Genomic DNA, 24,273 nt, shown 5'->3' with positions numbered 1-24,273 from the left:
ATCAGGTCCTGATGTGATTATTTAATCACCATACATATTTCGTTTTTCTGTATTTGGCTAAGTCAAATACCTTTGGTGCTCTTTTGTCGAAGACAAAGGGGTTTTGGGCTGTTTATTTTTTGAAAATAGACAAAAACTGAATATTTCTTTGAAGCAGAAATATATCGTGAAGTAATGTCATGGCTAAAAAACCAATTTATAAGTCACTATATTTTCAAGTGATCGTTGCCATTATTGCGGGTGTATTGGTGGGGCATTTCTCACCAAGTGGCACACAAATTATCAATGGTACCGAGCAATACGTAAAAGGCTGGGGTGAATTGTTCTATCCACTAGGACAAGGTTTCATCAAGCTGATTAAAATGATTATTGCACCTGTGATCTTCTGTACCGTGGTGAGTGGTATTGCAGGTATGGAAAGCATGAAATCTGTGGGTAAAACAGGTGGTGTCGCTTTACTATACTTCGAAATTGTTTCGACCATCGCACTCATCATTGGTCTTGCAGTAATTAATATTGCAAAACCAGGTGTAGGCATGAACGTAGATCCAGCATCTTTAGATACTGCAGGTATTTCTAAATATGTTGAATCTGGTGCAGCACAATCTACCCAAGATTTCTTTATGAATATCATCCCAAACACCGTTGTTGGTGCGTTTGCTGAGGGTGAGATTCTTCAAGTTCTATTATTTGCCTTATTATTTGGTTTTGCATTGCATAAACTTGGTGATGCAGGTAAGCCTGTATTGAAGTTTATTGATCAAATTGCACATGTATTCTTTAACATTGTAAACATGATCATGAAGCTTGCGCCAATTGGTGCCTTCGGTGCGATGGCTTATACCATTGGTAAATATGGTATCGGTAGTTTGGCGCAATTGGGTCAGTTGATCATCTGCTTCTATATTACCTGTTTGCTGTTTATTTTCCTTGTACTTGGCTCAATTGCACGTATTTGCGGTTTCAGTATCCTCAAAATGATTCGTATGATTCGCGAAGAACTCTTGATCGTACTAGGTACGTCATCTTCAGAATCTGTACTGCCACGTATGTTGAAAAAACTCGAACTTGCAGGTGCAGAAAAATCTGTAGTGGGTCTGGTTATTCCAACAGGCTATTCATTTAACCTAGATGGTACGTCTATTTACCTGACTATGGCGGCGATCTTTATTGCACAAGCGACCAATACGCCGCTTGATATTTCGCATCAGATCACGTTGTTATTGGTTCTACTGATTTCATCTAAGGGTGCTGCGGGTGTGACGGGTTCAGGCTTTATTGTTATGGCTGCAACACTTTCTGCTGTGGGGCATATTCCTGTTGCTGGTTTGGCATTGATTCTTGGTATTGACCGTTTCATGTCAGAAGCACGTGCATTAACGAACCTTGTCGGTAACTCATTGGCAACGATTGTGGTTGCAAAATGGGTGGGTCAATTAGACAAAGAAAAACTGGATTTTGCTTTGGCAAACCCTGAAGAAATTGACCGTCAGATGCAAGAAGAAGGCAATGCACATCATGCCTAAGGCTGGTGCTGTGATGTAAAAGATGTCATTTAAAAAGGAAGCTTCGGCTTCCTTTTTTTATGTAAGCCCAAAGCCAAATTTGAACGCTTTAGTTTTTAGGCATGACGGCTGTTCTAAACTGCAATAGGATGGAACTCAACAAAATAACAAACTCAACCAAGGAAGAAACACATGCTAGCTTATGATGCAGACTTAGAATTATTTCGAGATAACTTTCGCCGCTTTATGGCAGAGCATGTCGCACCACATTATGAGCAATGGGAACGTGAAGGCATTATGCCGCGTTCAGTATGGAATGCTTTGGGTGAAAATGGCTTTTTATGTGTGGATGTGCCTGAAGAATATGGCGGCTATGGCGTCCCAACGCATTATTCACTGATGCTAGTCGAAGAATCTGCGCGAGCAGGTTTTAGTGCATTATCGACAGGTATTTCATGCCATTCTGAAATTGCAGCGCCTTATATTTTGCACATTGGTTCAGAAGAACAAAAACAATATTGGTTACCGAAAATGGTCACAGGTGAAGTGGTCGGTGCTATTGGTATGACAGAGCCGGGAGCAGGTTCGGACTTACAGTCTATGCGCAGTAGTGCAATTTTGCAGGGCGATCATTATCTACTCAATGGCTCGAAAACTTTTATTTCAAATGGTCAACATGCAGACCTTGTGGTATTGGCTGCGAAAACTGATCCACAAGCACGTGCCAAAGGTGTGTCATTACTTTTAGTCGATACACATTTGGATGGATTTAAGAAAGGTACCAACCTCGACAAAATTGGTCTGCATGCGCAAGACACTTCAGAGTTGTTTTATGACAACGTCAAAGTGCCAAAAGAGCAACTTTTGGGTCAAGCTGGACAAGGCTTTGCTTACTTGATGCAAGAGTTACCGCGTGAACGTACCGCAATTGCCTCGACTGCAATTGGTGCGATTCGCGGTTCCATTGATGTGGCAACGCAGTATGTTAAAGAGCGACAAGCGTTCGGACAGGCGATCGGACAGTTCCAAAATACTCGTTTTGTCTTGGCACAGGCTAAGATTGACGAATTGGCTACAGCGGCATTTTATAATCAAAATGTTGAACTTTATATGCAAGGCAAACTTGATGTTGAAACTGCAGCAGCACTCAAGAGCTTTTCTACCGATATGCAAATGAAAGTGGCCCATAATCTACTTCAATTATTTGGTGGCTATGGTTATATGACGGAATATCCAATTTCACGTTTCTTTGTCGATGCACGTATTCAGCAAATCTACGGTGGCACCAATGAAATTATGAAAGAAATCGTGGCACGAAGTATTTTAGGTCGATAAACAAATTATCAGGCTGAACTTAAAATAGCGAAGTGAAGACTTCGCTATTTTTTTGACAATGTATTTCTATAGTGACGATGTCTTTCTATAGATTTGCGTGTTTGAATTAGATTATGCGGTTGAGTGTAAGTGAATATATTGAGACCTAAGATAATGACGGTTGCCCCAAAACTTGCAGACAGACTTCGATAAATTCAGGTATATCTAAAGTACTGCGAGACGATATATACAGGTTATTATCATTCACGACCGATTGATCCGACACCACCACACCTGCGTTTAGTAAAGCAGATTTCAGCGTTTCAGATTGGGCGAAATGGCGACCTTGTATAACACCAGCTTCTAATAACAACTGTGGACCATGGCAACTGCTCAAGATCGGCTTTTGGCTATCTGCAAAATTACGTACAAAATAGATAAAACGGTCATCTAAAGAGAGTTTCTCTGGGGAATAACCGCCGGGAATAAACAAGGCATCAAAATCATGGACAGAGGCGTCTTTGATACTCTGGTCAATGGTGATCTGGGAACGGCGTTTAATACCGTAAACGATTTTTCCAACCTGATCTTCGATATTGATAATGCTGTGCCGAGCGGCTCGAAAGGCCTCCACAGGCTCAAGGTACTCAATATCTTCAAAATCGTAGGTCACTAACACTGCAATTTTCTTGTGCATACTTGTACCTATGGGTCTGTTATTTTTTTTCTGATATTTAGACTACAAAGCAATGAAAAAAATTACCTGTGTCTTTTGTAATAAATGCGTCAATGACTGTAAACACTAGATGAAAGTGCCTATTAAGTCACTGAAAAAACGATCAATGACCAAGTGTTTATACAGATCATCTTTAAGTTTCAAATTATTTCTATGCCATGAAAGCCAAGTTTTGAAATTTTTATTTTGCTTCAAGTATTGAGAGCAAAATTTAAAACTGAAATGACCAATGAAACAAATTGATTGATGGGTTTATACAAGGGGATGGATCTGATGCAAATTTGGAGGAAAAGAGAAGGTCTATTTATTGTGCTGCTCAAGATGAATGATCAATAAAGCCGTCAAAAGGTAAGATTTGCCTTAATTATGGCTTTACCTATCAGTTTGGCTGTTTTGGCTCTTAAGTTAAGCTGATGAAGCTTTAATCAACTGTATGTTTTTAAGGCTGAAACCATCAAAGTCGTATTGCGCAACATTTGAAAGCTAACTATTGTTATACTGTTTGCAAAATTTTTTTGAAGGGCGACATAACAATGATCAACGATGATCAAAACACTCCGACTTCTCTGGACTTAGCTCAAATTCGTGAAGATATCGACTCTGTTGATATGCAGATTCAACAACTTATCAACCGTCGTGCGAAACTAGCTGAAGCTGTGGCAAAAGCAAAATTTGCTGCAGAAGAGAATCCATTGTTTTATCGTCCTGAACGTGAGGCGCAAGTTTTACGTAAAGTTATGGATCGTAACGAAGGCCCATTGTCTGATGTGACAATGGCACGTTTATTCCGTGAGATCATGTCGGCTTGTCTAGCCCTTGAAGCACCGCAAAGTATTGCGTTCTTAGGTCCAGTCGGAACTTATACGCATTCGGCTGTTTTAAAACACTTTGGTCAAGACGCTGTTGTTCGCCCTCTTCCAACGATTGATGAAGTATTCCGCGAAGTAGAAGCAGGCAGTGCGCACTATGGTCTTGTGCCTGTAGAGAACTCATCTGAAGGTGTAGTGAACCACACCCTAGATTGCTTCAAATCTTCACATCTGAATGTTATTGGTGAAGTGGAGCTGCGTATTCATCACCAGTTCCTAGTGTCTGAAAACACACGTAAAGACAGCATTAAACAAATTTATGCTCATCAACAAACTTTGGCGCAATGCCGTGGTTGGTTAGATGCTCATTATCCAGGTGTAGAACGTGTTGCACTCAGTTCAAATGCAGAAGCGGCACGCCGTATTCGTAATGAATGGCACTCAGCGGCAATTGCTTCTGAAGTCGCTGCGAACATCTACAACCTCGAGATTTTGCATAGCAATATTGAAGACAATCCTGAAAACACCACACGTTTCTTGGTGATTGGTCGTGAAAAAGTGCCACCATCTGGCAATGATAAAACATCATTGTTGATTTCAGCGCATGACCGTGCGGGGGCATTACTTGAAATTCTTGCACCGTTTGCCAAGCATAATATTAGCTTAACAAGTATCGAAACACGTCCTGCATTACCAGAAAAATGGGCTTATGTATTCTTTGTGGACTTGGAAGGTCATGTTGAGCAAGAAAACGTGAAAGCGGCAATTGAAGAAATTCGTCCGTTAGTAAAAGAAATTCGTGTATTGGGTTCATATCCGATTGCTGTTCTTTAAGATCACAACTGTGATCAATTCCATCAGGAGTTGATCACCTTCATCATTTGAAAAAACTGGAAGTGTAAAATGACGTTTGTCCCAGCCAATGAAGGCATTGCAAAGCTAAAGCCTTACCAACCAGGTAAACCAATTAGTGAACTTGAGCGTGAGTTGGGTATTACAGATATCGTAAAACTCGCATCAAATGAAAACCCATTGGGTTGTTCTGACAAAGTGAAAGAAGCGGTTGCTGCTGAACTTGCAGAAATTGGTCGATATCCGGATGGTGGCGGTTTTATTTTGAAAGACCAAGTTGAAAAACAATTTGGTATTGCACATGACCGCATTACGTTGGGTAATGGTTCAAACGATCTTCTAGAAATTTTTGCTCGTGCTTTTGTTTCAGAGCAAGACTCTGTGGTGTATAGCCAACACGCATTTGCTGTGTATGGTCTGGTGACTCAAGCGATTAATGCTGAAGCGATTGAAGTACCTGCAAAAGGTTTTTCACATGACCTAGATGCAATGGCTGCGGCAATCAAAGACAATACTAAATTGATTTTTATTGCGAACCCAAATAATCCAACAGGCACATGGTTTGAAGAAGCTGAATTTGAAGCGTTCATGCAAAAAGTACCTGCAAATGTGATCGTGGTTTTAGATGAAGCCTATGTGGAATATTTCCCAGAAAACTTCAACAGCTTAAAATTCTTAGATCAATACGCAAACTTAATCGTTAGCCGTACCATGTCAAAATGTTATGGCTTGGCTGCGTTACGTGTTGGTTTTGCCTTGGCTTCAGTTGAAGTGACGGATTTCCTTAATCGTATTCGTCAACCCTTTAACGTAAACCATCTTGCAATGGTGGCTGCTGTTGCTGCACTCAAAGATGAAGCGTTTATTGAAAAATCACGTGTAGTCAATAAAGCAGGTATGGCGCAACTTGAGTCAGGATTTGATGCTCTAGGTTTAGCATATGTGTCTTCACGTGCGAACTTCATTTTAGTAAATGTAAAAGCTGATCCTGCACAGACTTTCAATGCTTTATTAAAAGAAGGTGTGATTGTTCGTCCAGTTGGTATCCCAGAGCATTTACGTGTATCAATTGGGACTGAAGCTGAAAATGCTAAATTCTTAGCTGCCTTGGCTAAAGTTTTGGGCTTAGAGGCTAAAGCTTAAGTCATGTCTGTGCCACTATTTGAAAAAGTTGCTTTTATTGGGCTTGGGCTGATTGGCTCAAGCCTAGCTCGCGTCATGATTGCTGAAGGTTTGGCTAAGGAAATTGTGGCGTCTACGCGTTCACAAAAAACTTTAGAAGATGCAAAAGCTTTAGGACTTATTCAGCAGGGTTATAGCGATCCTGCTGAAGCGGTCAAAGGTGCAGATCTCGTTGTCTTGGCTTTGCCTGTACGTGCGACACAAAAAGTCCTTGAAGCGATCAAACCTTATCTATCCGTACAGACGATTATTACCGATGTTGGGAGTACCAAAGGCAATGTCGTTGATGCAGCGAAAGCAGTCTATGGTGAGAAATTACCTGCTGGTTTTGTACCGGGGCATCCGATTGCGGGGGCTGAACTAACAGGTGTGCATGCAGGTAAGGTAGATTTATTTGCTAATCACAAAGTGATTTTGACACCTTTACCAAGCAGTGCAGATTGGGCTGTAGAGAAACTGATTCAATTGTGGCAAGCTGCCAAAGCGGAAGTGATTTGCATGGATGTGGAAAAACACGACGAAGTGTTGGCCCATACCAGTCATCTTCCGCATTTGATGGCATTTAACTTGGTTGAGCAACTTGCGAACCGAGAAGACAATTTAGATATTTTCCGTTATGCCGCTGGCGGTTTTCGTGATTTCTCACGCATTGCTGCAAGCGACCCACATATGTGGCATGACATCTTTTTTGCCAATAAAAAGGCAATTTTAAATGCGGTAGATGGCTTTGAAAAACAATTGGCTATTCTTCGCAAACTGATTGAAGATGAAAACTCACAAGCGTTGATGGGACTGTTGGGGCATGCACAAGCGGCACGCCAACATTTCAATCACATGCTCGCAAAGAAACCACTGATGGAGAAAAATAAAGTGACGACACAGCAATTCAAAATTTTACCGGGTCCAAAGCAATTCCAAGGTAAATTTACTGTGCCAGGTGATAAATCTGTGTCACATCGCTCTATCATGTTTGGTGCTATTGCAGAAGGCACAACGCATGTCACTGGTTTCCTTGAAGGTGAAGATGCCTTGGCAACCCTCCAAGCATTCCGCGATATGGGGGTGAGTATTGAAGGCCCTAAAAACGGCGAAGTCACCATTCATGGTGTAGGTATGCATGGTTTAAAAGCACCTGCAGGCGCTTTGTATATGGGTAACTCAGGCACTTCAATGCGTTTGCTTTCAGGCATGTTGTCGGCACAGAAGTTTGATTCGGTGATGACGGGTGATGCGTCATTATCAAAACGTCCAATGGAACGTATTGCCAAACCATTACGTGAAATGGGTGCGCAAATTCAAACTACAGGTGAGCGTGGTACGCCGCCCGTGTCTATTTCCGGAAGTCAAAACCTGAAAGGTATTCACTACGACTTACCAATGGCATCTGCACAAGTAAAATCCGGTATTTTGTTGGCTGGTCTTTGGGCGGAAGGTGAAACTGTTGTCACTGAGCCGGAACCAACACGTGACCATTCAGAGCGTATGCTTCGTGCATTTGGTTATGACGTGAAAACAGAAGGCAACCGCATTTCACTTCAAGGTGGCGGCAAGTTAGTCGGTACAGACATTCAAGTACCCTCTGACATTTCATCTGCAGCATTCTTTATGGTGGGTGCAGCGATTACCGAAGGTTCAGATGTCACTCTCGAAGCGGTCGGCATTAATCCAACCCGTACAGGTGTGATCGAAATTTTAAAACAGATGGGCGCTGACCTGACTGTTGAAAATGAACGTATCGCTGGCGGTGAGCCGATTGCAGATATTCGTATTCGTGGTTCACGCACGCTTAAAGGCATTCATATGCCAGAGGATCAAGTGCCATTGGCGATTGATGAATTTCCAGCACTGTTTATTGCAGCGGCATGTGCAGAAGGTCAAACCATTTTGACCGGTGCAGCTGAACTTCGAGTGAAAGAGTCGGATCGTATTCAAGTGATGGCAGATGGCCTAAAAATTATGGGTATTGACTGCACGCCAACCGATGACGGCATCATCATTGAAGGTCAAGGCAAAGCGGGCGAGTGGGGTGCAATCTTCACAGGTGGTCAAATTGAGTCACATCATGACCACCGTATTGCAATGAGCTTCTCAATGGCAGGTTTACGTACTTCAGGTGAAATTAATATCGTGGGTACAGAAACCGTTGCGACCAGCTTCCCGACATTTACAGAGCTAGCCACTCAGGCCGGTTTAACGATTGCCGTAAGTGAATAAATAATTCACCAAAATTGTATATTTATTCAACAACAGCCAAGCAAATGCTTGGCTGTTTGGTTTTAATTGCTTATGCTAAAACCATACAACAAGAATGTCTTTGGATAGATACATGAGAAAACTACAATTCACCGCGCATAGCGAGTCAAATCGAGTTGAAAGCAGTGCTGATACGCAAACTCAGGTTGCTGAATTATTGGCAAATAAATTAGAGCGTTATGGCTTTCAAACGTTATCGCAAAGTGGTGATCAGATTGCAGTCAGTGTCGATCAGCATGAATTGCCGCTTTCAGTGACATGTCAGGGGCAGGATGAATCAGGTCGTTTAGTCTGTGAAATTACCTCTTATCCAGATGAAGACCAAGATTGGTTAGATCGTATTACTGAGCAAAGTTTATTGAACCAATTGGCTCAAGCAGTCGAAAACAGTTTAAAAGAAGAAGAGTCATATAGTGAGTTTCAATGGAAACAAATGACAAAATGATCTGAAAAATTGAATTAAAAATCATCCATAAAAAAGCAGCATAGCGCTGCTTTTTTGTTTTTAACAGAATGTATTGAACAAGGTTATAGACATTCAATATTGATTGGATTAATGGTTCGATTGCTCTTTTTCACATAGTCACACATTTTTTCTGACTCTTGTTCATTGAGTCCCCAAAACACAATCACACCACGTTGATCAGTCAATTTGCTATCGCTAAGATAAATATAATGGGTGTCATGATAGTTTTTATCGAGCATATCTTTATATTTTTGATCGGTAAAAGATGAACAAGACGAAATTTCAGCTTCTTTACACACCGAGTCACTCGAACAGCGTTGCTTAAAGGTTGAAATCATATTCATGGTGTCAGTGCTGTTGAGTTGGGCTTCACACACTTGGCTGTTGGGAAAGTCATAGACCATCTTTAAGCTAAAATCACGACCATCGACATTCATCTTGTATGACGCAGTCAAATAGGCTTTGGGACCATCGTTCGCAGCAACCGTAGATGCTGGCAAATTTGTCGTTGTGGATGGGGTTGAATTAAAATAATAGACCAAAGCTGCAATGCCTAGACTTAAAATCACAGCAACAATAAATTTCATTTTTCCCTCTAAATTTTATCTTAATTTTTCTGGGTATTATTTCTGTAGTTGATTATTTAAACAAGTAAATTATTGGTTTTTAGATAAAAAATTGAGGCGTAATCAAAATTAAACGAGCATCGGCTTAAGTCATTACATGTTGAACGAATTATGATCGCTAATGCAAAAAAAAATGGATAAATCGAAAAGCGAGTAGTTCAGTTTATCTGAAATATTGGGGGAATAGAGCGTTCGCTAGGCAAAAAAAATGAGCCAGTTAAGCTGACTCATTTTTTTGTATTTTTTATACTAAAAAGCGTGAAATCGCAATACGAAGCTGTTTGAGATAACCCGTAAAGAAGTGGTTTGCACCTGGCAAAACCGTGATTAAATGGCGCTGTGGTTTGGCCCACTGAATCAAGTCAGATAACAGTGTGACATTATCTTCTTCACCATGAATAAATAAAATATCACCCTTAATATGCGGTGTCACATAGTGACGTACACCTGCAACTGTTGTGGTTGGTAAGCCGCATAAAATAGTCTGTACAGGCTGTAACTCCACTGGCAATAGGGCATAGCATTTAGTCATGACATTTGCACCAAAACTAAAACCGCCTGCATAAAATGGCAAGTTTGGGTGTTGGCTACGAGCAAATTCAATGACTTGCATGGTATCTTTGGTTTCACCATTGCCTTCGTCATGTATTCCTGCACTTTGGCCAGAGCCGCGGAAACTTGGGCGATAGACAACATAGCCACGTTCTAAGAACATTTGCGCTAAAAGCACAGGTACTTTGTGCTGTGGTGTGCCACCTTGCAATGGGTGAGGGTGTGTAACTACCGCGAATCCTTTCACTTCACCCTGTGGATAATCAACAAAAATTTCAAGCTGACCAACAGGCCCTTGAATGAACAGTTGTTCTGACATAATGACTAAAATGTGAAAGCGGGAGAGTCGCATAGTTTACAGATTAATATTATCTAAAACACAGATTGGATTTGAAAATACTCTACTGTTATAGTTTGTTTAATTAAAAATTAATCAGGATGTTTATGCTCGCTTTAATTTCTCCAGCAAAAACTTTAGATTACGAAACCGCTTTACCGACTGAAAAATTCACTCAACCACGGCTATTAGATCATTCTGAAGAATTAATCTCAGTCGCACGTAAATTGTCGGTAAGTGAAATTTCAAGCTTGATGAGTGTCAGTGAGAAAATTGCGACTTTAAATGTTGAGCGCTTCCGAGATTGGCAGCCTGATTTTGATTTTGCCAATGCACGCCAAGCAATCTTTGCCTTTAAAGGTGATGTATATACCGGTTTAGATGCTTATAAACTTACAAACTCAGACCTTGAATATGCACAAACCCATTTGCGTATGCTCTCGGGTCTCTATGGTTTATTGCGTCCGCTTGATTTAATGATGCCATATCGTTTAGAGATGGGGACCAAGCTGCAAAATCCACGTGGACATAACCTATACGAGTTTTGGGACAATACCATCACCAATCTCATCAATGACGATTTGGAAAAAGCGGGCTCTGAACTTTTGGTCAACATCGCTTCAGATGAATATTATAAGTCGGTCAAAGAATCAAAAATCAAAGCCGAAATCATCAAGCCTGTTTTTCTCGATCAAAAGAACGGCAAATATAAAGTCATCAGCTTCTATGCCAAAAAAGCACGTGGCCTAATGGCGCGTTATTTGTTGGAAAATAAAATTGAACGTATTGAAGATATCAAGTCGTTCAATACCGATGGTTATTATTTCGATGCTGAGAGTAGCTTAAAGGGCGAATTGGTCTTTAAGCGAGATGAACAACAAGCCGCTTAATTTTAAAATTGAAAAACTTAGACTGAAAAGAATATGAATAGCCGCTGATTAGAAGTCAACGGCTTTTTTCATCTTCGTCATTCGAGATTTAATAGTGGGTTGTGAAATTGATCGTGCTTTAAATTTCTTAGGTGAAATGATCTATGATTTGAAGCTTTTTGCGGAAAAGGATTCGAAAAAACATTCAGTGATTATCTTGTCTATCAGTCTAAAACATATTACAAATTTAACATTGATCGAACAAATAGCTTATTAAATAACTTAATAAGATATAAAATTGTGAAACACGTCACTTTTTTGTTTAAGTTTTTTGTTATTATAGCCAAATATTTAAACATGAATAAAATTTTGTTATGAAAAAAATACTGATACCAATTTTTATACTCAGCATTGTGTTCTTAGGGTTTAGTGTTTATAAAAATGCAGAGTTAAAGCGACAGCAAGAAATTAATCAGGTGTTCAATGATGATTTGAACGCATCACCTTATATGCGCTAAAAAAAGTCAATCTTGCAGCTTCTGCATTGAGCTCAAGCATGGTCTTGAAGTGTTCGTCTAAATCTTGATATTTTATTTTTATATATAATAATTTGAAACTTTATAAAGAAAACAATGTCTTAAATTTACTAAATTGAAAAGCGATGAAAATTTGGAAACATTAAAAAATCAATGTGTTATAATTTGCCGAAATTAATTTGATCAGTATTTATTGATATTAAATACGAATTAAATGACATAAATAGAGGAGCTGCATAGGTTTATGCAGCTTTTTTGTTTGCAAATTTCAACATTTGTACTGTGTTGTATGCTGTTGAAAATAGGATTTTTTAAAGCCTACAATCTGCCGAATTGGCATATTCGTTGCTTAGGCATACACAAAATTAATGATGAATACATCACATGATTAATTTTGTGGAATGCTTATATGCATAAAGTTTACTTCATAGGGGCTAGGTCATGACGACTCCTAATCCATCTTCCGAGAACATGCTTGAACGTCTGTTTAAACTGAGCGAAAACAAAACCAGTTTCAAAACAGAAGTCATTGCAGGTGTAACTACTTTCTTGACAATGTGTTACATCATTATTGTCAATCCAATGATTTTGTCCGAAACGGGTATGGATCATGGTGCTGTTTTTGTCGCAACCTGTCTAGCAGCAGCCATTGGCTGTTTGGTGATGGGTCTTGTTGCTAACTATCCAATTGCCTTAGCACCCGGTATGGGCTTAAACGCTTACTTTACCTATTCTGTATGTTTGGGTATGGGCGTGGAATGGCAAACTGCTTTAGCAGCTGTTTTTGTCTCTGGCCTTGTTTTTATCGCTATCAGCATGTTCAAAATCCGTGAAGCGATTGTCAATGCGATTCCAATGTCGCTTAAACTGGCGATCGGCGGCGGTATTGGTTTATTCCTTGCACTGGTTTCTTTGAAAAATGCCGGCATTATTGTTGATAACCCTGCAACATTGGTTAGTCTGGGTGATTTAAAACAGCCGTCTGTCTTGTTAGCTTTACTTGGCTTCTTGATGGTTGTGGTTATGCATCACTTCAAAGTACGTGGTGCAATCATCATCAGTATTTTGGTGATTACTGCAATTTCAACCCTGTTGGGCTTCAACGAATTTAAAGGTGTTGTAGGTGCTATTCCTTCAATCGCTCCAACATTCATGCAAATGAACTTTGAAGGTCTATTCACCGCAAGTTTGATTGGCGTGATCTTTGTATTCTTCTTGGTCGATTTATTTGACTCTACAGGTACATTGGTCGGTGTATCACACCGTGCAGGTTTATTAAAAGACGGTAAATTACCACGTTTGAAGAAAGCATTATTTGCTGACTCATCTGCAATTGTTGCGGGTGCTGCATTGGGTACGTCTTCGACTACGCCTTATATTGAATCATCAGCAGGTGTTGCTGCCGGTGGTCGTACAGGTTTAACTGCAGTTGTAGTTGCTGTATTGTTTATTTTGGCATTGTTCTTAGCACCACTTGCTCAGTCAGTACCAGGTTTTGCAACTGCGCCAGCATTGTTGTTTGTTGGTGTGTTAATGATTCAAGGTATCGTTCATATTGAATGGGATGACATTACTGAAGCAGTCCCTGCATTCTTAACAATTGTATTTATGCCGTTTACCTATTCAATTGCAGACGGTATTGCAATGGGCTTCATTAGCTATGCATTGGTTAAATTGCTTACAGGTAAGGCGAAAACTGTACCATATATGGTCTGGATTATTGCTGCACTTTGGGCATTAAAATTTGCTGCATTTGGCGGTTAATACTGTCAAATAGCGAAAGGGTGTAAACTCAGTTTGCACCCTTTTTTATTTTTATGAGGATAAAAGATGGATCAACTTGAGCTGATTCGCGCTTTGCCAAAAGCAGAGCTACATGTGCATATTGAAGGGACATTTGAGCCTGAACTCATGTTTGCAATTGCCCAACGCAACAATATTGCAATCCCTTATCAATCAGTCGAAGAATTAAAAGAAGCGTATAACTTTCATAATTTACAGTCTTTTTTAGACATTTATTATGCAGGTGCAAATGTACTGATTCATGAGCAAGATTTTTATGATTTGGCATGGGCATACTTTGAAAAATGTGCAGAAGATCATGTGGTTCATACCGAAATGTTCTTCGACCCACAAACTCATACAGACCGTGGTGTTGCTTTTGAAACTGTTTTGAATGGCTTACAACGCGCTTGTGATGATGCTAAAACGAAACTGGGCATTAGCTCACATCTGATTATGTGCTTCTTGCGTCATTTATCTGAAGACGCAGCATTTGCAACATTAGAACAAGCTTTACCATATAAAGATCAAATTATTGGTGTCGGTTTAGATTCGAGTGAAGTGGGTCATCCACCATCAAAATTCGAACGTGTTTTTGCAAAAGCACGTGAAGCAGGTTTTCTTATCGTTGCGCATGCAGGGGAAGAAGGTCCAGCAGAATACGTATGGGAAGCCTTGGATTTGCTGAAAGTAAATCGTGTTGACCATGGTGTACGTTCAGAAGAAGATCCTGCTTTGATGCAACGTTTAATTGCAGAGAAAATGCCATTAACCGTTTGCCCATTGAGCAATTTAAAGCTATGCGTGGTCAAAGATATGGCTGAGCATAATATTCGCCGTCTATTGCAACAAGGTGTGCATGTGACCGTCAATTCAGATGATCCATCGTACTTTGGTGGTTATATGAATGATAACTTCATTGCGATCACCAAAGCGCTTGATCTAAGCAATGCAGAGTTAAAGCAACTGGCAATCAACTCTTTTGAAGCATCATTTATTTCAGTTGCTGAAAAGCAAGCTTGGATTAAAAAGATTGAAGCGTTGAATTAATAATCAGCGTATAATCTCAGGCAGTGAATATTCACTGCCTTTTTTATGTTTAAATCATGCTTTTCTCTCATTCAAATCGCTCTATATTTGCCCCATCGATTACATTTTTAGCCTCAGTATTGATTTCATCCGCTGCTATTGCAGATAAATCAAGTTTAAGTCAGCGTATGCTAAAGCCTGTGATTGAATATCAATGCTCGCAAGAATTAAATAGTTCTAAAATTTGGAAAGGCGCTGCGTTGTTTATGAGTGCTCAACAGAAAAAAGACAATCAAACTGCGATTTGTCAGTGCGTGAGTGAGCATGCCATGGATGATATCGGTGCGAAAGATCTGATGACTGCTGCTGTGAATGAAACTGAAAAGAATAAACTGATTTCTAAAGCGGTTTTGAATAGTATGCGCGGCTGTGCTCAGCAAGTGCTGAATTAAAAGATGATGCTCACAATAAAAGCCACATGATGTGGCTTTTATTTTGTCTTTATTAGGGTTTTGGTTGTCGTGTCATACTTTTGAGCACATGGTCTTTATCAATAAAATGATGTTTCAACGCTGCCAAAATATGACCCACTAAGAGCAAGCCTGCTGCCCAAGAAATCCAAATATGTAGCGGTTTCACGATGGCTAATAATTCAGGATTATCTTGTACCAAGCGTGGTATTTCAAACAAATACAAGACAGGGGCCGGGTGACCTGCGCTCCAACTAAATAAGCAACCTGTAATCGGTAAAGCTAGTAGTACAAAATACAGTGCTAAATGACCCAAATGTGCCAAGGTTTTCATGCCGGATGACATGCTGTCAGGTAAATCTGGAGCGGGGTGGGTATAGCGCCAAAAGATTCGTATCACCACCAAAAAAATAATCGTAGTCGCAATATTTTTATGGAGGGTAATGACTTGTCCTTTAAAGCTGCCATCGACGTCATAACTGAGAAAATTGCCACTATAAAAGCCAATTAACCATGCCACGATGAATATGATCGCCATCAGCCAATGTAAGACCTGAGCTGTTCGAGTGTAGTATTGTGTGTTATTGCTCATGTTGATTATTTAAGCGTCCAATCTTATGCAGATTCTAATACAGACCACAAAAATATGCGTCGTTTAAAATCGGTACACAGTGTTGTGAATATGCAACACAGGCTTTGATGATTAACTACACAGTTACCGAATTTATTTTAAATAGTCATATCAGATGGTGTGTGATTTGGGGCACAATATGCGCGTTAATTAACAGAACAAAGGATATATTCGTGAAAAAATTAGTTGCTGTTCTAGCGCCATTAGCGCTTGTTCTTTCTGCATGTGCTGCGACTGGTACAACTGGTACAAGTACCTCTACAGGTACAACTTCAGCAAACAGCTTGGCAATGATGGCTGTTAAAGTGGGTGTTCAAGCGAAATGCGTGACTGAGCTAAATAACAACAGTTACTGGAAAACAGGTTCAAAATTATTAACAGAAACTCAAAAATCTGAACTACAAACTGAAGTGTGTTCATGTGTAGGCGAGAAAGCGACAACTAGCGTGACTGCAACGGATTTGGTTGTAGCAGCAATGGATAAAACTTCACAAGCAAATCTTGCGGCTAAAATCGTGACAAATACTTTAAATGCTTGCGTGATCGAAACATTTAAAAACTAAGATTTAGAACAATTTATACGACCCAGACAATGGTTTTGCTGAGTATCAGTAAATCCAAATTAAGGGTCGTATTTTATTTTGAGTGAGAGATATATGAAAATTGCTGGTGCAGATGAAGCGGGTCGCGGTCCATTGGTGGGTTCGGTTGTTGCGGCAGCTGTCATTTTAGATCCAAATAACCCGATTGAAGGTTTAAACGATTCTAAAAAACTCACTGAAAAAAAACGTGAAAAGTTATTTATTGAGATTCAAGAAAAAGCCTTGGCTTGGGCGATTGCTGAAAGTTCTGCACAAGAAATTGATGAGATCAATATTTTGCAAGCATCATTACTTGCAATGCGTCGTGCAGTGGAAAAACTCAATGTACAGCCAGAACACGTGTTGGTCGATGGTAATAAAGTCCCAACCGGTTTAGCAATGAGCTGTGATGCAATCGTGGGCGGTGATGCGATTCATCCAGAGATTTCGGCTGCGAGTATTTTGGCAAAAGTGACTCGAGACCACGAAATGGTTGAACTGGATGCAAAATATCCACAGTATGGTTTTGCGAAACACAAGGGCTATCCAACCAAAGCGCACTTCGAAGCGATTGCACAGTATGGGGTGATTGATGAACATCGCCGCAGTTTTGGCCCCGTACGTAAAGTTCTAGAAGGGCAGTAATTAAGCTCAGTTGAACTTATATAGTAAACGCATGTTCTAGATAAATTTAAAGCGGCCTAATGAGCCGCTTTATCATTTAACAACTTAAATCTTAGCGATTATAGTTGTTTTGTGAATAATCAGTTTCTTCAAAAGATGGCTGATATTCTTGATCAATGTTTTGGAGATGTTCGTGCATTGCGCGTTCATGTTGAATTCGTTGGTAAATTTCTTCACGATGAACAGATACTTCTTTTGGAGCATTCACGCCAATACGAACCTGATTACCTTTAACACCAAGTACAGTCACGCTAACTTGGTCTCCAATCATTAATGTTTCTCCGACACGACGAGTCAGAATCAGCATGTTTCTCTCCTTGCAAAATGCAAAACCTGCAAATGATCTGTTATGTAAAATTCATAACTTGTAAAAGCAAAAAAATTTAGCAGTGCATCTGAAACAATCATTGTGACAGTCGCAAACTGAGTAAATTTTAAAATCCTCAGGTTTAATATAACAGAGCCACTATAAAAAAAACTATAGTGGCTCTGAATTTTTACGATGTTTTTCAAAATCTGTCTAACAATGACAAATTTTGACACACAGCAAGGTTAATTAAGCACGCGCGCTTGATTCACCTGTTTCACGATCTAGACCGAATGCAGTGTGTAGAGCACGTACAGCAAGCTCTAAGTATTTCTCATCGATAATCACTGAAATTTTGATTTCAGAAGTCGAGATCATCAAAATGTTAATGCCTTCTTTTGCAAGAGCAGTAAACATTTTGCTTGCTACACCAGCGTGTGAACGCATACCAACACCAACAATCGATACTTTAACGATGTCTGCGCGAGTTGCAACTTCACGTGCACCAATTTCTTGTGCAGTCGCTTCAAGAATAGCTTTCGCTTTTGGTAATTCACCACGGTTAACTGTAAAAGTGAAATCAGTTGTACCGTCTTCTTCCACGTTTTGGATAATCATATCCACTTCAACATTGGCATCACCAATTGGTGAAAGGATGTTTGAAGCGATACCTGGTTTATCCGGTACACCAAGAATAGTTAATTTAGCTTCATCACGGTTGAACGCGATACCTGAGATGATTGGTTGTTCCATGTTGTCTTCCGCTTCAGTGGTGATTAGTGTCCCGACGTTTTGTTTAAAGTTTTCGTCGAATGCGCCATCATCGTCATTATCAAAACTTGATAATACGCGTAAAGGCACTTGGTATTTACCGGCAAATTCTACAGAGCGAATTTGAAGGACTTTAGAACCAAGTGATGCCATTTCAAGCATTTCTTCAAAAGAAATACGATCAACTTTTTTCGCTTTTGGAGCGACACGAGGGTCAGTGGTGTAAACACCATCAACGTCTGTGTAAATCTGACATTCGTCAGCTTTAAGTGCAGCAGCCAATGCAACACCTGAAGTGTCAGAACCACCACGACCTAGAGTCGTTGTGTTACCTTCAGCATCAAAGCCTTGGAAACCTGCCACAACAATGACACGTCCAGCGTCAAGGTTTGAAGTCAATACATCTGTATCAATCGCTTCAATACGCGCCTTGGTAAATGCGCTGTCGGTTTTAATACCAACTTGACGACCTGTAAGTGATTTAGCTTCAACACCAATAGAGTTAAGTGCCATTGCTAACATAGAAATCGTTACCTGTTCACCCGTAGACACCATTTGGTCTAATTCGCGTGGATCAGGTGTTTCGGTAATGGCTTTCGCTAAAGCAAGTAGACGATTGGTTTCGCCACTCATTGCAGATACAACAACCACAACTTTGTGACCGTGATCATGCCAACGCTTTACACGACGAGCAACATTTAAAATGCGCTCTGGAGTACCCATTGAGGTACCGCCATATTTTTGAACGATTAATGCCATAACTATCCTTACCAAGTAAATAAGTCTAAAGACTTAAAGCACTTACACATATTTTAAGACCGCACTTGAGCGCGATTTTAATATACCACGTAGCTCATGAACTCCAAGGTAGGAGGAGTTCAAATAGATACTTTGTGTCTGCAGGGGATTCACATGAACCCAGCCTTTTAGACTCCATTTTCATCATTTAGCCAGAGGTTGAATATTGGTTTCAACATGATGATTGAGTTTGCGCTTTCGCGCATCAACAGTGTTTAAGCAGGATCCAGCATTAAAAAACACACTGCTTAAACCTGTTGATTTGCTCAAAGGAGGTGAGTCACTTTGAGCTATAGGACTTTTGGTCTTATTTTGCAGTTAACCATGCAACGAGGTCAGTCATTACTGCTTCAAGTTTGTCGCTATAAGGCGCACCACCTTGAGCCATATCAGGTTTACCACCACCTTTACCACCAAGCTCTTGACCAAGGTGTTTGATGATGTCACCTGCTTTTACAGCAGCAGTGTATTCTTTAGCAACCGAAGCAATCAGGCTCACTTTGTCGGCATCAACCGCTGCGATCACGATCACAGCATTGTCTAACTTAGATTTCACACCGTCGTGCAAGTTGCGAAGTGATTTCGCATCTACACCTTGAACCGTGGTGATTAATGTTTTACGGCCAGCAATCTCTTGAACTTGACTCAATAACTCAGCGGCTTGGAAGCTTGCCAATTTTTGGTTCAATTGTTCAATTTGTTTTTGCAAGCTAGATGCTGTGTGAGACAAAGCTTCAACTTTTTCTAAAGTTTGATCTTTTTGCGCTTTCAGCAAATCGTTGATTGCATGAATGTCACGATCTGCTTTTTGCGCAGCTTCAACAGCTTCAGTACCCGTAACGGCTTCAATACGACGTACGCCTGCAGCAACACCGCCTTCAGAAGTGATTTTGAATAGACCAATATCACCGGTGCGTTTTACATGAATACCGCCACAAAGTTCGATAGAGAAGTTTTTCTCATCTTTGGTTGTACCCATTGAAAGTACACGTACTTCGTCACCGTATTTCTCACCGAACAACATCATTGCGCCTTTTTCTTTGGCCGCATCGATGTCTAAAAGTTCAGTTGAAACAGCAGTGTTGGCAATCACTTCGGCATTGACAATGCGTTCAATTTCTTGAAGCTGTTCAAATGAAACAGGCTGATCATTGGCAAAGTCAAAACGTAAAAGTTCGCTGGCAACCAATGAGCCTTTTTGCTGTACGTGCGTACCCAAAACTTGGCGCAGCGCTGCATGCAACAGGTGAGTCGCAGAGTGGTTGCGCGATGTTGCTGCACGGATATCTGCTTTAACAATCGCTTCAACCGCTTGAGCCGCTTTTAAGTTACCCATGGTCACGATGCCTTGGTGTACAAATGCGCCGCCTGATTTTTTGGTGTCTTGAACTTCAAAAATACCAGTTTCGTTTTTGAAGATACCTGTATCGCCAACTTGACCGCCACTTTCTGCATAGAACGGAGTTTGGTTTAGAACGATTAGTGCTTCGTCACCTTCAAAAACTTCATCAACTTGTTCGCCGTCTTTGTAGATTGCAACAATTTGACCTTGGCCTTGAGTTGCGTCATAGCCGTCAAATTGAGTCTCGCCTTCAACTTTGACAATTGAGTTGTAGTCGACAGCAAATTTACCAGCATCACGCGCACGTTGACGTTGAGCCGCCATTTCGACTTCGAAACCAGCTTCATCAATCGTTAAATCACGTTCACGTGCAATGTCTGCTGTTAAGTCAGTCGGGAAGCCGTAAGTATCGTAAAGTTTAAATACAGTTTCGCCTGGAATCACTGAACCTTTAAGTTGAGCCAATTCGCCTTCAAGCAATTTCAAACCTTGCTCTAAAGTTTTTGCGAATTGTTCTTCTTCTTTCAAAAGCTGTGCTTCGATACGTGCTTGCTGTGCAGCAAGCTCAGGATAAGCAGCGCCCATCACGTCGATCAGCGGCTGCAACATTTTATGGAAGAATGAACCTGTTGCACCCAATTTGTTACCGTGACGCACTGCGCGGCGGATAATACGACGTAGTACATAACCACGGCCTTCGTTTGAAGGGTTAACACCGTCTGCAATCAAGAAGCAGCATGAACGTGCATGGTCAGCAACAACTTTAAGTGAAGCAGGGTATTCAACAGGTTTGTTTTCTGCTTGCGCTTTTGCTTCAAGTTCAGTGGTATCTAAACCAATGATTTCTGCGGCATCTTTCAATAGGTTTTGGAATAGGTCGATTTCGTAGTTTGAGTTTACATGCTGTAAAACAGCAGAAATACGCTCAAGGCCCATACCTGTATCTACAGACGGCGCTGGAAGTTCATGCAGTACGCCATCAGCAGTACGGTTGAACTGCATGAATACGTTGTTCCAAATTTCGATGAAACGGTCGCCATCTTCTTCAGGAGTGCCCGGTAAGCCGCCCCAAATGTGGTCGCCATGGTCAAAGAAGATTTCTGAACATGGACCGCAAGGACCTGTATCGCCCATTGCCCAGAAGTTATCTGAAGCGTATTTTTCGCCTTTATTGTCACCGATACGGATAATGCGTGAAGCGTCTAGACCAATTTCTTTGTTCCAGATATCAAATGCTTCGTCATCTGTATGGTAAACAGTGGCATATAGTTTATCTTTTGGCAGACCCAACCATTTTTCGTTGGTTAAGAAATCCCAAGCAAATGTGATGGCATCACGTTTGAAGTAGTCACCAAATGAGAAGTTACCCAACATTTCAAAGAATGTGTGGTGACGCGCAGTATAGCCAACGTTGTCTAAGTCGTTGTGTTTACCACCGGCACGGACACATTTTTGTGAAGAAGTTGCACGAACGTAGTCACGTTTTTCAAGACCAAGGAAGCAGTCTTTAAACTGGTTCATACCAGCATTTGTGAACAATAGTGTTGGGTCGTTGGCAGGTACCAGAGAACTCGACGCGACACGTGTATGCCCTTGCGATTCAAAGTAGCTTAAAAAAGCTTCGCGAATTTCAGCTGATGTCATAAAACGAGTACTCACAACCAAGTCTCTCCTAATTTCGATTTGGTAATAGCATATCAAGCAAGTCTTACAAAATTTTAAAGCTGGCTTGAGATGCTGACATAAAATTTAAAAACGCTAAATTATAACGGAAAAAGGTGTAGTGACCAATGATTTTCGGCTATCTCTATGACTTTTTATATGTTTTAAATTTGGCACCTATATTTTTAGATTTTTAAACCTTTGGAACGCTGAAAGTATTCATTGATTAATCTAGTGAGCGCACTGTTGCTGCGTTTTATTTATATGTCTTGAAAAGCTTTAAAAGTTCAAATTCAACATGTTGATGAATGCTCTACATGAAGGTGCATTGCTTTTATATTTTTCAGTTCATTGGGAAAATTGAATGTTTGCATCCATTTTATTAAGAGTGATTGAACTTGATCTTGGTGCCGTACATTTTCAGTGAAGCTAATATTTAGATCTATGTTGGCGCTAACGCTTTATAAAAATAAAGCCCAATAAGCATTAAACGAATAAATGATAACTTTTTCATGTTGAAATCCATTAACATATAGATGCTTTATTTTTGTTTTAAAACGAAGGATTGGTCATGCAGCGAGTGGCAATTAATGGATTTGGTCGAATCGGACGCAATGTATTACGCGCTTGGTTTGAAAATCCAAAGGAATTTCACTATGAAATTGTTGCCATAAATGATGTCGCTGATGTGGAAACCATGGTGCATTTGTTTAAATACGACACCACGCATGGTCGTTTTGCAGGCCAAGTCGACATTCTTGAACAAGATGGCGCTATTTTTCTAGAGATCTCTTGTGCCCAAGCACATCTCAAAGTGCAAGTTTTAAATGAAGCACAGCCGAGTCTTTTGCCTTGGCAACACCTGAATGTCGATGTGGTACTCGAATGTACAGGTTTATTTAGATCGCGAGAGGCAGCCACACAGCATATTGGTGCAGGTGCCAAACGTGTGATTATTGGTGCTGCGCCGTTTGACAGTGTTGATGCTGCGATTGTGTATGGTGTTAATCATCATGAAGTCAAAGCGACGGATCAAATTATTTCGAGTGTGTCGTGTACCACGCAGGCTTTGGTGCCTTTAGTCAAAATTATTGATGATGCCTTTGGTATAGACACAGCACTCATGACAGAAATTCATGCTGTGACTGCGGATCAGTCTGTATTGGATCATGCACATCGTGACTTACGTCGTGCGCGAGCTTCAGGTCAAAATATTATTCCAACGACCTCTTCAGCTCTGGGTGCGTTGAAACGGGTCATGCCGAAAATGGAAGATCGAATCGATGGCTATTCGATTCGTGTGCCGACTATCAATGTTGCTGCAATCGATTTAAGTTTTGTGTCTCAATCAGTTATCACCAAGCATGAGTTAAATGCAGTGTTAAGCAAAGCTGCACGTTTTGATTATCATGAAATTATGTCAGTAACCGATGAGCCCTTGGTCTCAAGTGATTTTAATCATTCACCTTATTCATTGATTGTCGATTTGAATCAAACCATGGTGGTAGGAAAGCAAGCAAAAGTTTTCGCATGGTATGACAATGAATGGGGCTATGCGAACCGCTTGCTCGATTTATGTGAAAGTTTTCACTCTTTATAAAAATTCAAACTTATCCAATATAGAAAACATCTACTAGCTTGTAGGTGTTTTTTATTTTCTAAAATTAGATGAAAAATCATGCGTAATGACGTTGATGTATCTCGAAAATATTGAAAAACTTTAAAAAATATTCAAGCACAGCCGATTTATTGTTTAAGATGAAAGTCAAAGAAATATATAAAGAGTATTGAGCATGATGTTGATGTTACTTTGGGGATTTATTTTATTATTGGCGCTAGCGGTTATATTTTTAATTTGGCTACAGTTTAATCGTGACGTATCGCAATCTACCGCGCATGAAACCTTGCCACTTGAAGAAAAAGTGGTGCATCTTGAAGCCAACCTGAAAAAGACTTTGGAAATTATGCAAGACCTTGCAAAGAAAATGCATATCCAGCAAGAAGTTTTAGATCAGACCACACATAAATTACAGCAAGTAGAATTGCAAAATGCAGAATTGGTGAACATTTTGGCAAAAGTGGTCAAAACCGATCAAAGCTAATCGAAAGATAAAGAAGACTGCCCATAGCTCGATATCTGCATGAAGCATGTAATCTCAAGGTGTGGGTATTTTTTATC

Annotated in this window: 21 protein-coding genes; 14 read left to right on the top strand and 7 right to left on the bottom strand. The window is 40.3% G+C overall.

Going from position 1 to position 24,273, the window contains the following annotated elements:
* Positions 1-179: 179 nt before the first annotated feature.
* On the top strand, positions 180-1,526 hold the full coding sequence (locus tag FTU06_RS08745) for a dicarboxylate/amino acid:cation symporter (RefSeq protein ID WP_168379336.1): 1,347 nt from the start codon (positions 180-182) through the stop codon (positions 1,524-1,526).
* Positions 1,527-1,697: 171 nt separating this feature from the next.
* Entirely contained in the window at positions 1,698-2,840 is a 1,143-nt protein-coding gene (locus FTU06_RS08740; protein WP_180020843.1) for an acyl-CoA dehydrogenase family protein, read from the top strand.
* A 145-nt stretch (positions 2,841-2,985) separates the two neighbouring features.
* Here the strand turns inward: FTU06_RS08740 and FTU06_RS08735 are convergent, their stop codons facing one another.
* Positions 2,986-3,516 (bottom strand): DJ-1/PfpI family protein, encoded by a 531-nt coding sequence (locus FTU06_RS08735; protein ID WP_180146067.1) that lies wholly within the window; start codon positions 3,514-3,516, stop codon positions 2,986-2,988.
* Between the two features lie 572 nt (positions 3,517-4,088).
* Between FTU06_RS08735 and pheA the strand changes: the two genes are divergently transcribed.
* From pheA to FTU06_RS08715, 4 genes are all read left to right on the top strand, one after another.
* Entirely contained in the window at positions 4,089-5,198 is a 1,110-nt protein-coding gene (gene pheA, locus FTU06_RS08730) for a prephenate dehydratase (RefSeq protein WP_180027224.1), read from the top strand.
* 69 nt (positions 5,199-5,267) lie between these two features.
* On the top strand, positions 5,268-6,359 hold the full coding sequence (gene hisC / locus FTU06_RS08725) for a histidinol-phosphate transaminase (RefSeq protein WP_180146064.1): 1,092 nt from the start codon (positions 5,268-5,270) through the stop codon (positions 6,357-6,359).
* Between the two features lie 3 nt (positions 6,360-6,362).
* Positions 6,363-8,612 (top strand): bifunctional prephenate dehydrogenase/3-phosphoshikimate 1-carboxyvinyltransferase, encoded by a 2,250-nt coding sequence (locus FTU06_RS08720; RefSeq protein WP_180146061.1) that lies wholly within the window; start codon positions 6,363-6,365, stop codon positions 8,610-8,612.
* A gap of 112 nt (positions 8,613-8,724) precedes the next feature.
* Positions 8,725-9,096: a hypothetical protein gene (locus FTU06_RS08715; protein WP_078189090.1), complete on the top strand. Its 372-nt coding sequence runs from the start codon at positions 8,725-8,727 to the stop codon at positions 9,094-9,096.
* Positions 9,097-9,179: 83 nt separating this feature from the next.
* On the opposite strand, the gene FTU06_RS08710 is transcribed toward FTU06_RS08715, so the two are convergent.
* Together FTU06_RS08710 and FTU06_RS08705 are read right to left on the bottom strand one after the other, a co-directional pair.
* Positions 9,180-9,704 carry a hypothetical protein gene (locus FTU06_RS08710; RefSeq protein WP_168379340.1) on the bottom strand — a complete coding sequence of 175 codons (525 nt, stop codon included), beginning with the start codon at positions 9,702-9,704 and terminating at the stop codon, positions 9,180-9,182.
* 283 nt (positions 9,705-9,987) lie between these two features.
* Entirely contained in the window at positions 9,988-10,614 is a 627-nt protein-coding gene (locus FTU06_RS08705; protein ID WP_078194407.1) for an alpha/beta hydrolase, read from the bottom strand.
* A gap of 125 nt (positions 10,615-10,739) precedes the next feature.
* Between FTU06_RS08705 and yaaA the strand changes: the two genes are divergently transcribed.
* From yaaA to FTU06_RS08685, 4 genes are all read left to right on the top strand, one after another.
* On the top strand, positions 10,740-11,522 hold the full coding sequence (gene yaaA, locus FTU06_RS08700) for a peroxide stress protein YaaA (protein ID WP_180115325.1): 783 nt from the start codon (positions 10,740-10,742) through the stop codon (positions 11,520-11,522).
* A 956-nt stretch (positions 11,523-12,478) separates the two neighbouring features.
* Entirely contained in the window at positions 12,479-13,801 is a 1,323-nt protein-coding gene (locus FTU06_RS08695) for an NCS2 family permease (RefSeq protein WP_111885323.1), read from the top strand.
* 66 nt (positions 13,802-13,867) lie between these two features.
* Positions 13,868-14,869: an adenosine deaminase gene (locus FTU06_RS08690; protein WP_180050097.1), complete on the top strand. Its 1,002-nt coding sequence runs from the start codon at positions 13,868-13,870 to the stop codon at positions 14,867-14,869.
* Positions 14,870-14,925: 56 nt separating this feature from the next.
* Positions 14,926-15,300 carry a hypothetical protein gene (locus FTU06_RS08685; protein ID WP_180009410.1) on the top strand — a complete coding sequence of 125 codons (375 nt, stop codon included), beginning with the start codon at positions 14,926-14,928 and terminating at the stop codon, positions 15,298-15,300.
* Positions 15,301-15,352: 52 nt separating this feature from the next.
* Here FTU06_RS08685 and FTU06_RS08680 read toward each other — a convergent pair whose 3' ends face one another.
* Positions 15,353-15,910 (bottom strand): cytochrome b, encoded by a 558-nt coding sequence (locus FTU06_RS08680; RefSeq protein WP_180042035.1) that lies wholly within the window; start codon positions 15,908-15,910, stop codon positions 15,353-15,355.
* A gap of 212 nt (positions 15,911-16,122) precedes the next feature.
* Between FTU06_RS08680 and FTU06_RS08675 the strand changes: the two genes are divergently transcribed.
* Both FTU06_RS08675 and rnhB read left to right on the top strand, forming a co-directional pair.
* The gene (locus FTU06_RS08675) at positions 16,123-16,512 is read left to right on the top strand and encodes a hypothetical protein (RefSeq protein ID WP_078189082.1); all 390 of its coding nucleotides are present in this window, start codon (positions 16,123-16,125) and stop codon (positions 16,510-16,512) included.
* Positions 16,513-16,605: 93 nt separating this feature from the next.
* Complete coding sequence (gene rnhB / locus FTU06_RS08670) at positions 16,606-17,175, top strand: ribonuclease HII (protein ID WP_168379347.1); 570 nt, start codon at positions 16,606-16,608, stop codon at positions 17,173-17,175.
* 91 nt (positions 17,176-17,266) lie between these two features.
* On the opposite strand, the gene csrA is transcribed toward rnhB, so the two are convergent.
* From csrA to alaS, 3 genes are all read right to left on the bottom strand, one after another.
* The gene (gene csrA, locus FTU06_RS08665; protein ID WP_078189080.1) at positions 17,267-17,521 is read right to left on the bottom strand and encodes a carbon storage regulator CsrA; all 255 of its coding nucleotides are present in this window, start codon (positions 17,519-17,521) and stop codon (positions 17,267-17,269) included.
* Between the two features lie 249 nt (positions 17,522-17,770).
* Entirely contained in the window at positions 17,771-19,051 is a 1,281-nt protein-coding gene (locus FTU06_RS08660; RefSeq protein ID WP_078189079.1) for an aspartate kinase, read from the bottom strand.
* A gap of 346 nt (positions 19,052-19,397) precedes the next feature.
* Complete coding sequence (gene alaS / locus FTU06_RS08655; protein ID WP_180146059.1) at positions 19,398-22,091, bottom strand: alanine--tRNA ligase; 2,694 nt, start codon at positions 22,089-22,091, stop codon at positions 19,398-19,400.
* Between the two features lie 574 nt (positions 22,092-22,665).
* On the opposite strand from alaS, the gene FTU06_RS08650 reads away from it, so the two are divergent.
* Complete coding sequence (locus FTU06_RS08650; protein ID WP_180009414.1) at positions 22,666-23,694, top strand: type I glyceraldehyde-3-phosphate dehydrogenase; 1,029 nt, start codon at positions 22,666-22,668, stop codon at positions 23,692-23,694.
* A gap of 199 nt (positions 23,695-23,893) precedes the next feature.
* Positions 23,894-24,196 carry a hypothetical protein gene (locus FTU06_RS08645; protein WP_168379360.1) on the top strand — a complete coding sequence of 101 codons (303 nt, stop codon included), beginning with the start codon at positions 23,894-23,896 and terminating at the stop codon, positions 24,194-24,196.
* The last annotated feature ends 77 nt before the right edge of the window (positions 24,197-24,273 follow it).

It is taken from the genome of Acinetobacter sp. YH12052, from assembly GCF_013419835.1.
Classification (GTDB): Bacteria; Pseudomonadota; Gammaproteobacteria; order Pseudomonadales; family Moraxellaceae; genus Acinetobacter; species Acinetobacter amyesii.
Note: the sequence above shows the minus strand (reverse complement) of the source record. Positions and strands in the feature narration are given on the sequence as shown.

Bases quoted from the DNA above. Each gene is read 5' to 3' on its own strand.
- FTU06_RS08740 (WP_180020843.1), top strand. From the start codon at position 1,698: ATGCTAGCTTATGATGCAGACTTAGAATTATTTCGAGATAACTTTCGC.
- hisC (WP_180146064.1), top strand. From the start codon at position 5,268: ATGACGTTTGTCCCAGCCAATGAAGGCATTGCAAAGCTAAAGCCTTAC.
- FTU06_RS08710 (WP_168379340.1), bottom strand. From the start codon at position 9,704: ATGAAATTTATTGTTGCTGTGATTTTAAGTCTAGGCATTGCAGCTTTG.
- FTU06_RS08735 (WP_180146067.1), bottom strand. From the start codon at position 3,516: ATGCACAAGAAAATTGCAGTGTTAGTGACCTACGATTTTGAAGATATT.
- pheA (WP_180027224.1), top strand. From the start codon at position 4,089: ATGATCAACGATGATCAAAACACTCCGACTTCTCTGGACTTAGCTCAA.
- yaaA (WP_180115325.1), top strand. From the start codon at position 10,740: ATGCTCGCTTTAATTTCTCCAGCAAAAACTTTAGATTACGAAACCGCT.
- FTU06_RS08745 (WP_168379336.1), top strand. From the start codon at position 180: ATGGCTAAAAAACCAATTTATAAGTCACTATATTTTCAAGTGATCGTT.
- FTU06_RS08685 (WP_180009410.1), top strand. From the start codon at position 14,926: ATGCTTTTCTCTCATTCAAATCGCTCTATATTTGCCCCATCGATTACA.
- FTU06_RS08720 (WP_180146061.1), top strand. From the start codon at position 6,363: ATGTCTGTGCCACTATTTGAAAAAGTTGCTTTTATTGGGCTTGGGCTG.
- FTU06_RS08690 (WP_180050097.1), top strand. From the start codon at position 13,868: ATGGATCAACTTGAGCTGATTCGCGCTTTGCCAAAAGCAGAGCTACAT.
- FTU06_RS08715 (WP_078189090.1), top strand. From the start codon at position 8,725: ATGAGAAAACTACAATTCACCGCGCATAGCGAGTCAAATCGAGTTGAA.
- FTU06_RS08705 (WP_078194407.1), bottom strand. From the start codon at position 10,614: ATGTCAGAACAACTGTTCATTCAAGGGCCTGTTGGTCAGCTTGAAATT.
- FTU06_RS08695 (WP_111885323.1), top strand. From the start codon at position 12,479: ATGACGACTCCTAATCCATCTTCCGAGAACATGCTTGAACGTCTGTTT.
- FTU06_RS08650 (WP_180009414.1), top strand. From the start codon at position 22,666: ATGCAGCGAGTGGCAATTAATGGATTTGGTCGAATCGGACGCAATGTA.
- FTU06_RS08680 (WP_180042035.1), bottom strand. From the start codon at position 15,910: ATGAGCAATAACACACAATACTACACTCGAACAGCTCAGGTCTTACAT.
- csrA (WP_078189080.1), bottom strand. From the start codon at position 17,521: ATGCTGATTCTGACTCGTCGTGTCGGAGAAACATTAATGATTGGAGAC.
- rnhB (WP_168379347.1), top strand. From the start codon at position 16,606: ATGAAAATTGCTGGTGCAGATGAAGCGGGTCGCGGTCCATTGGTGGGT.
- FTU06_RS08660 (WP_078189079.1), bottom strand. From the start codon at position 19,051: ATGGCATTAATCGTTCAAAAATATGGCGGTACCTCAATGGGTACTCCA.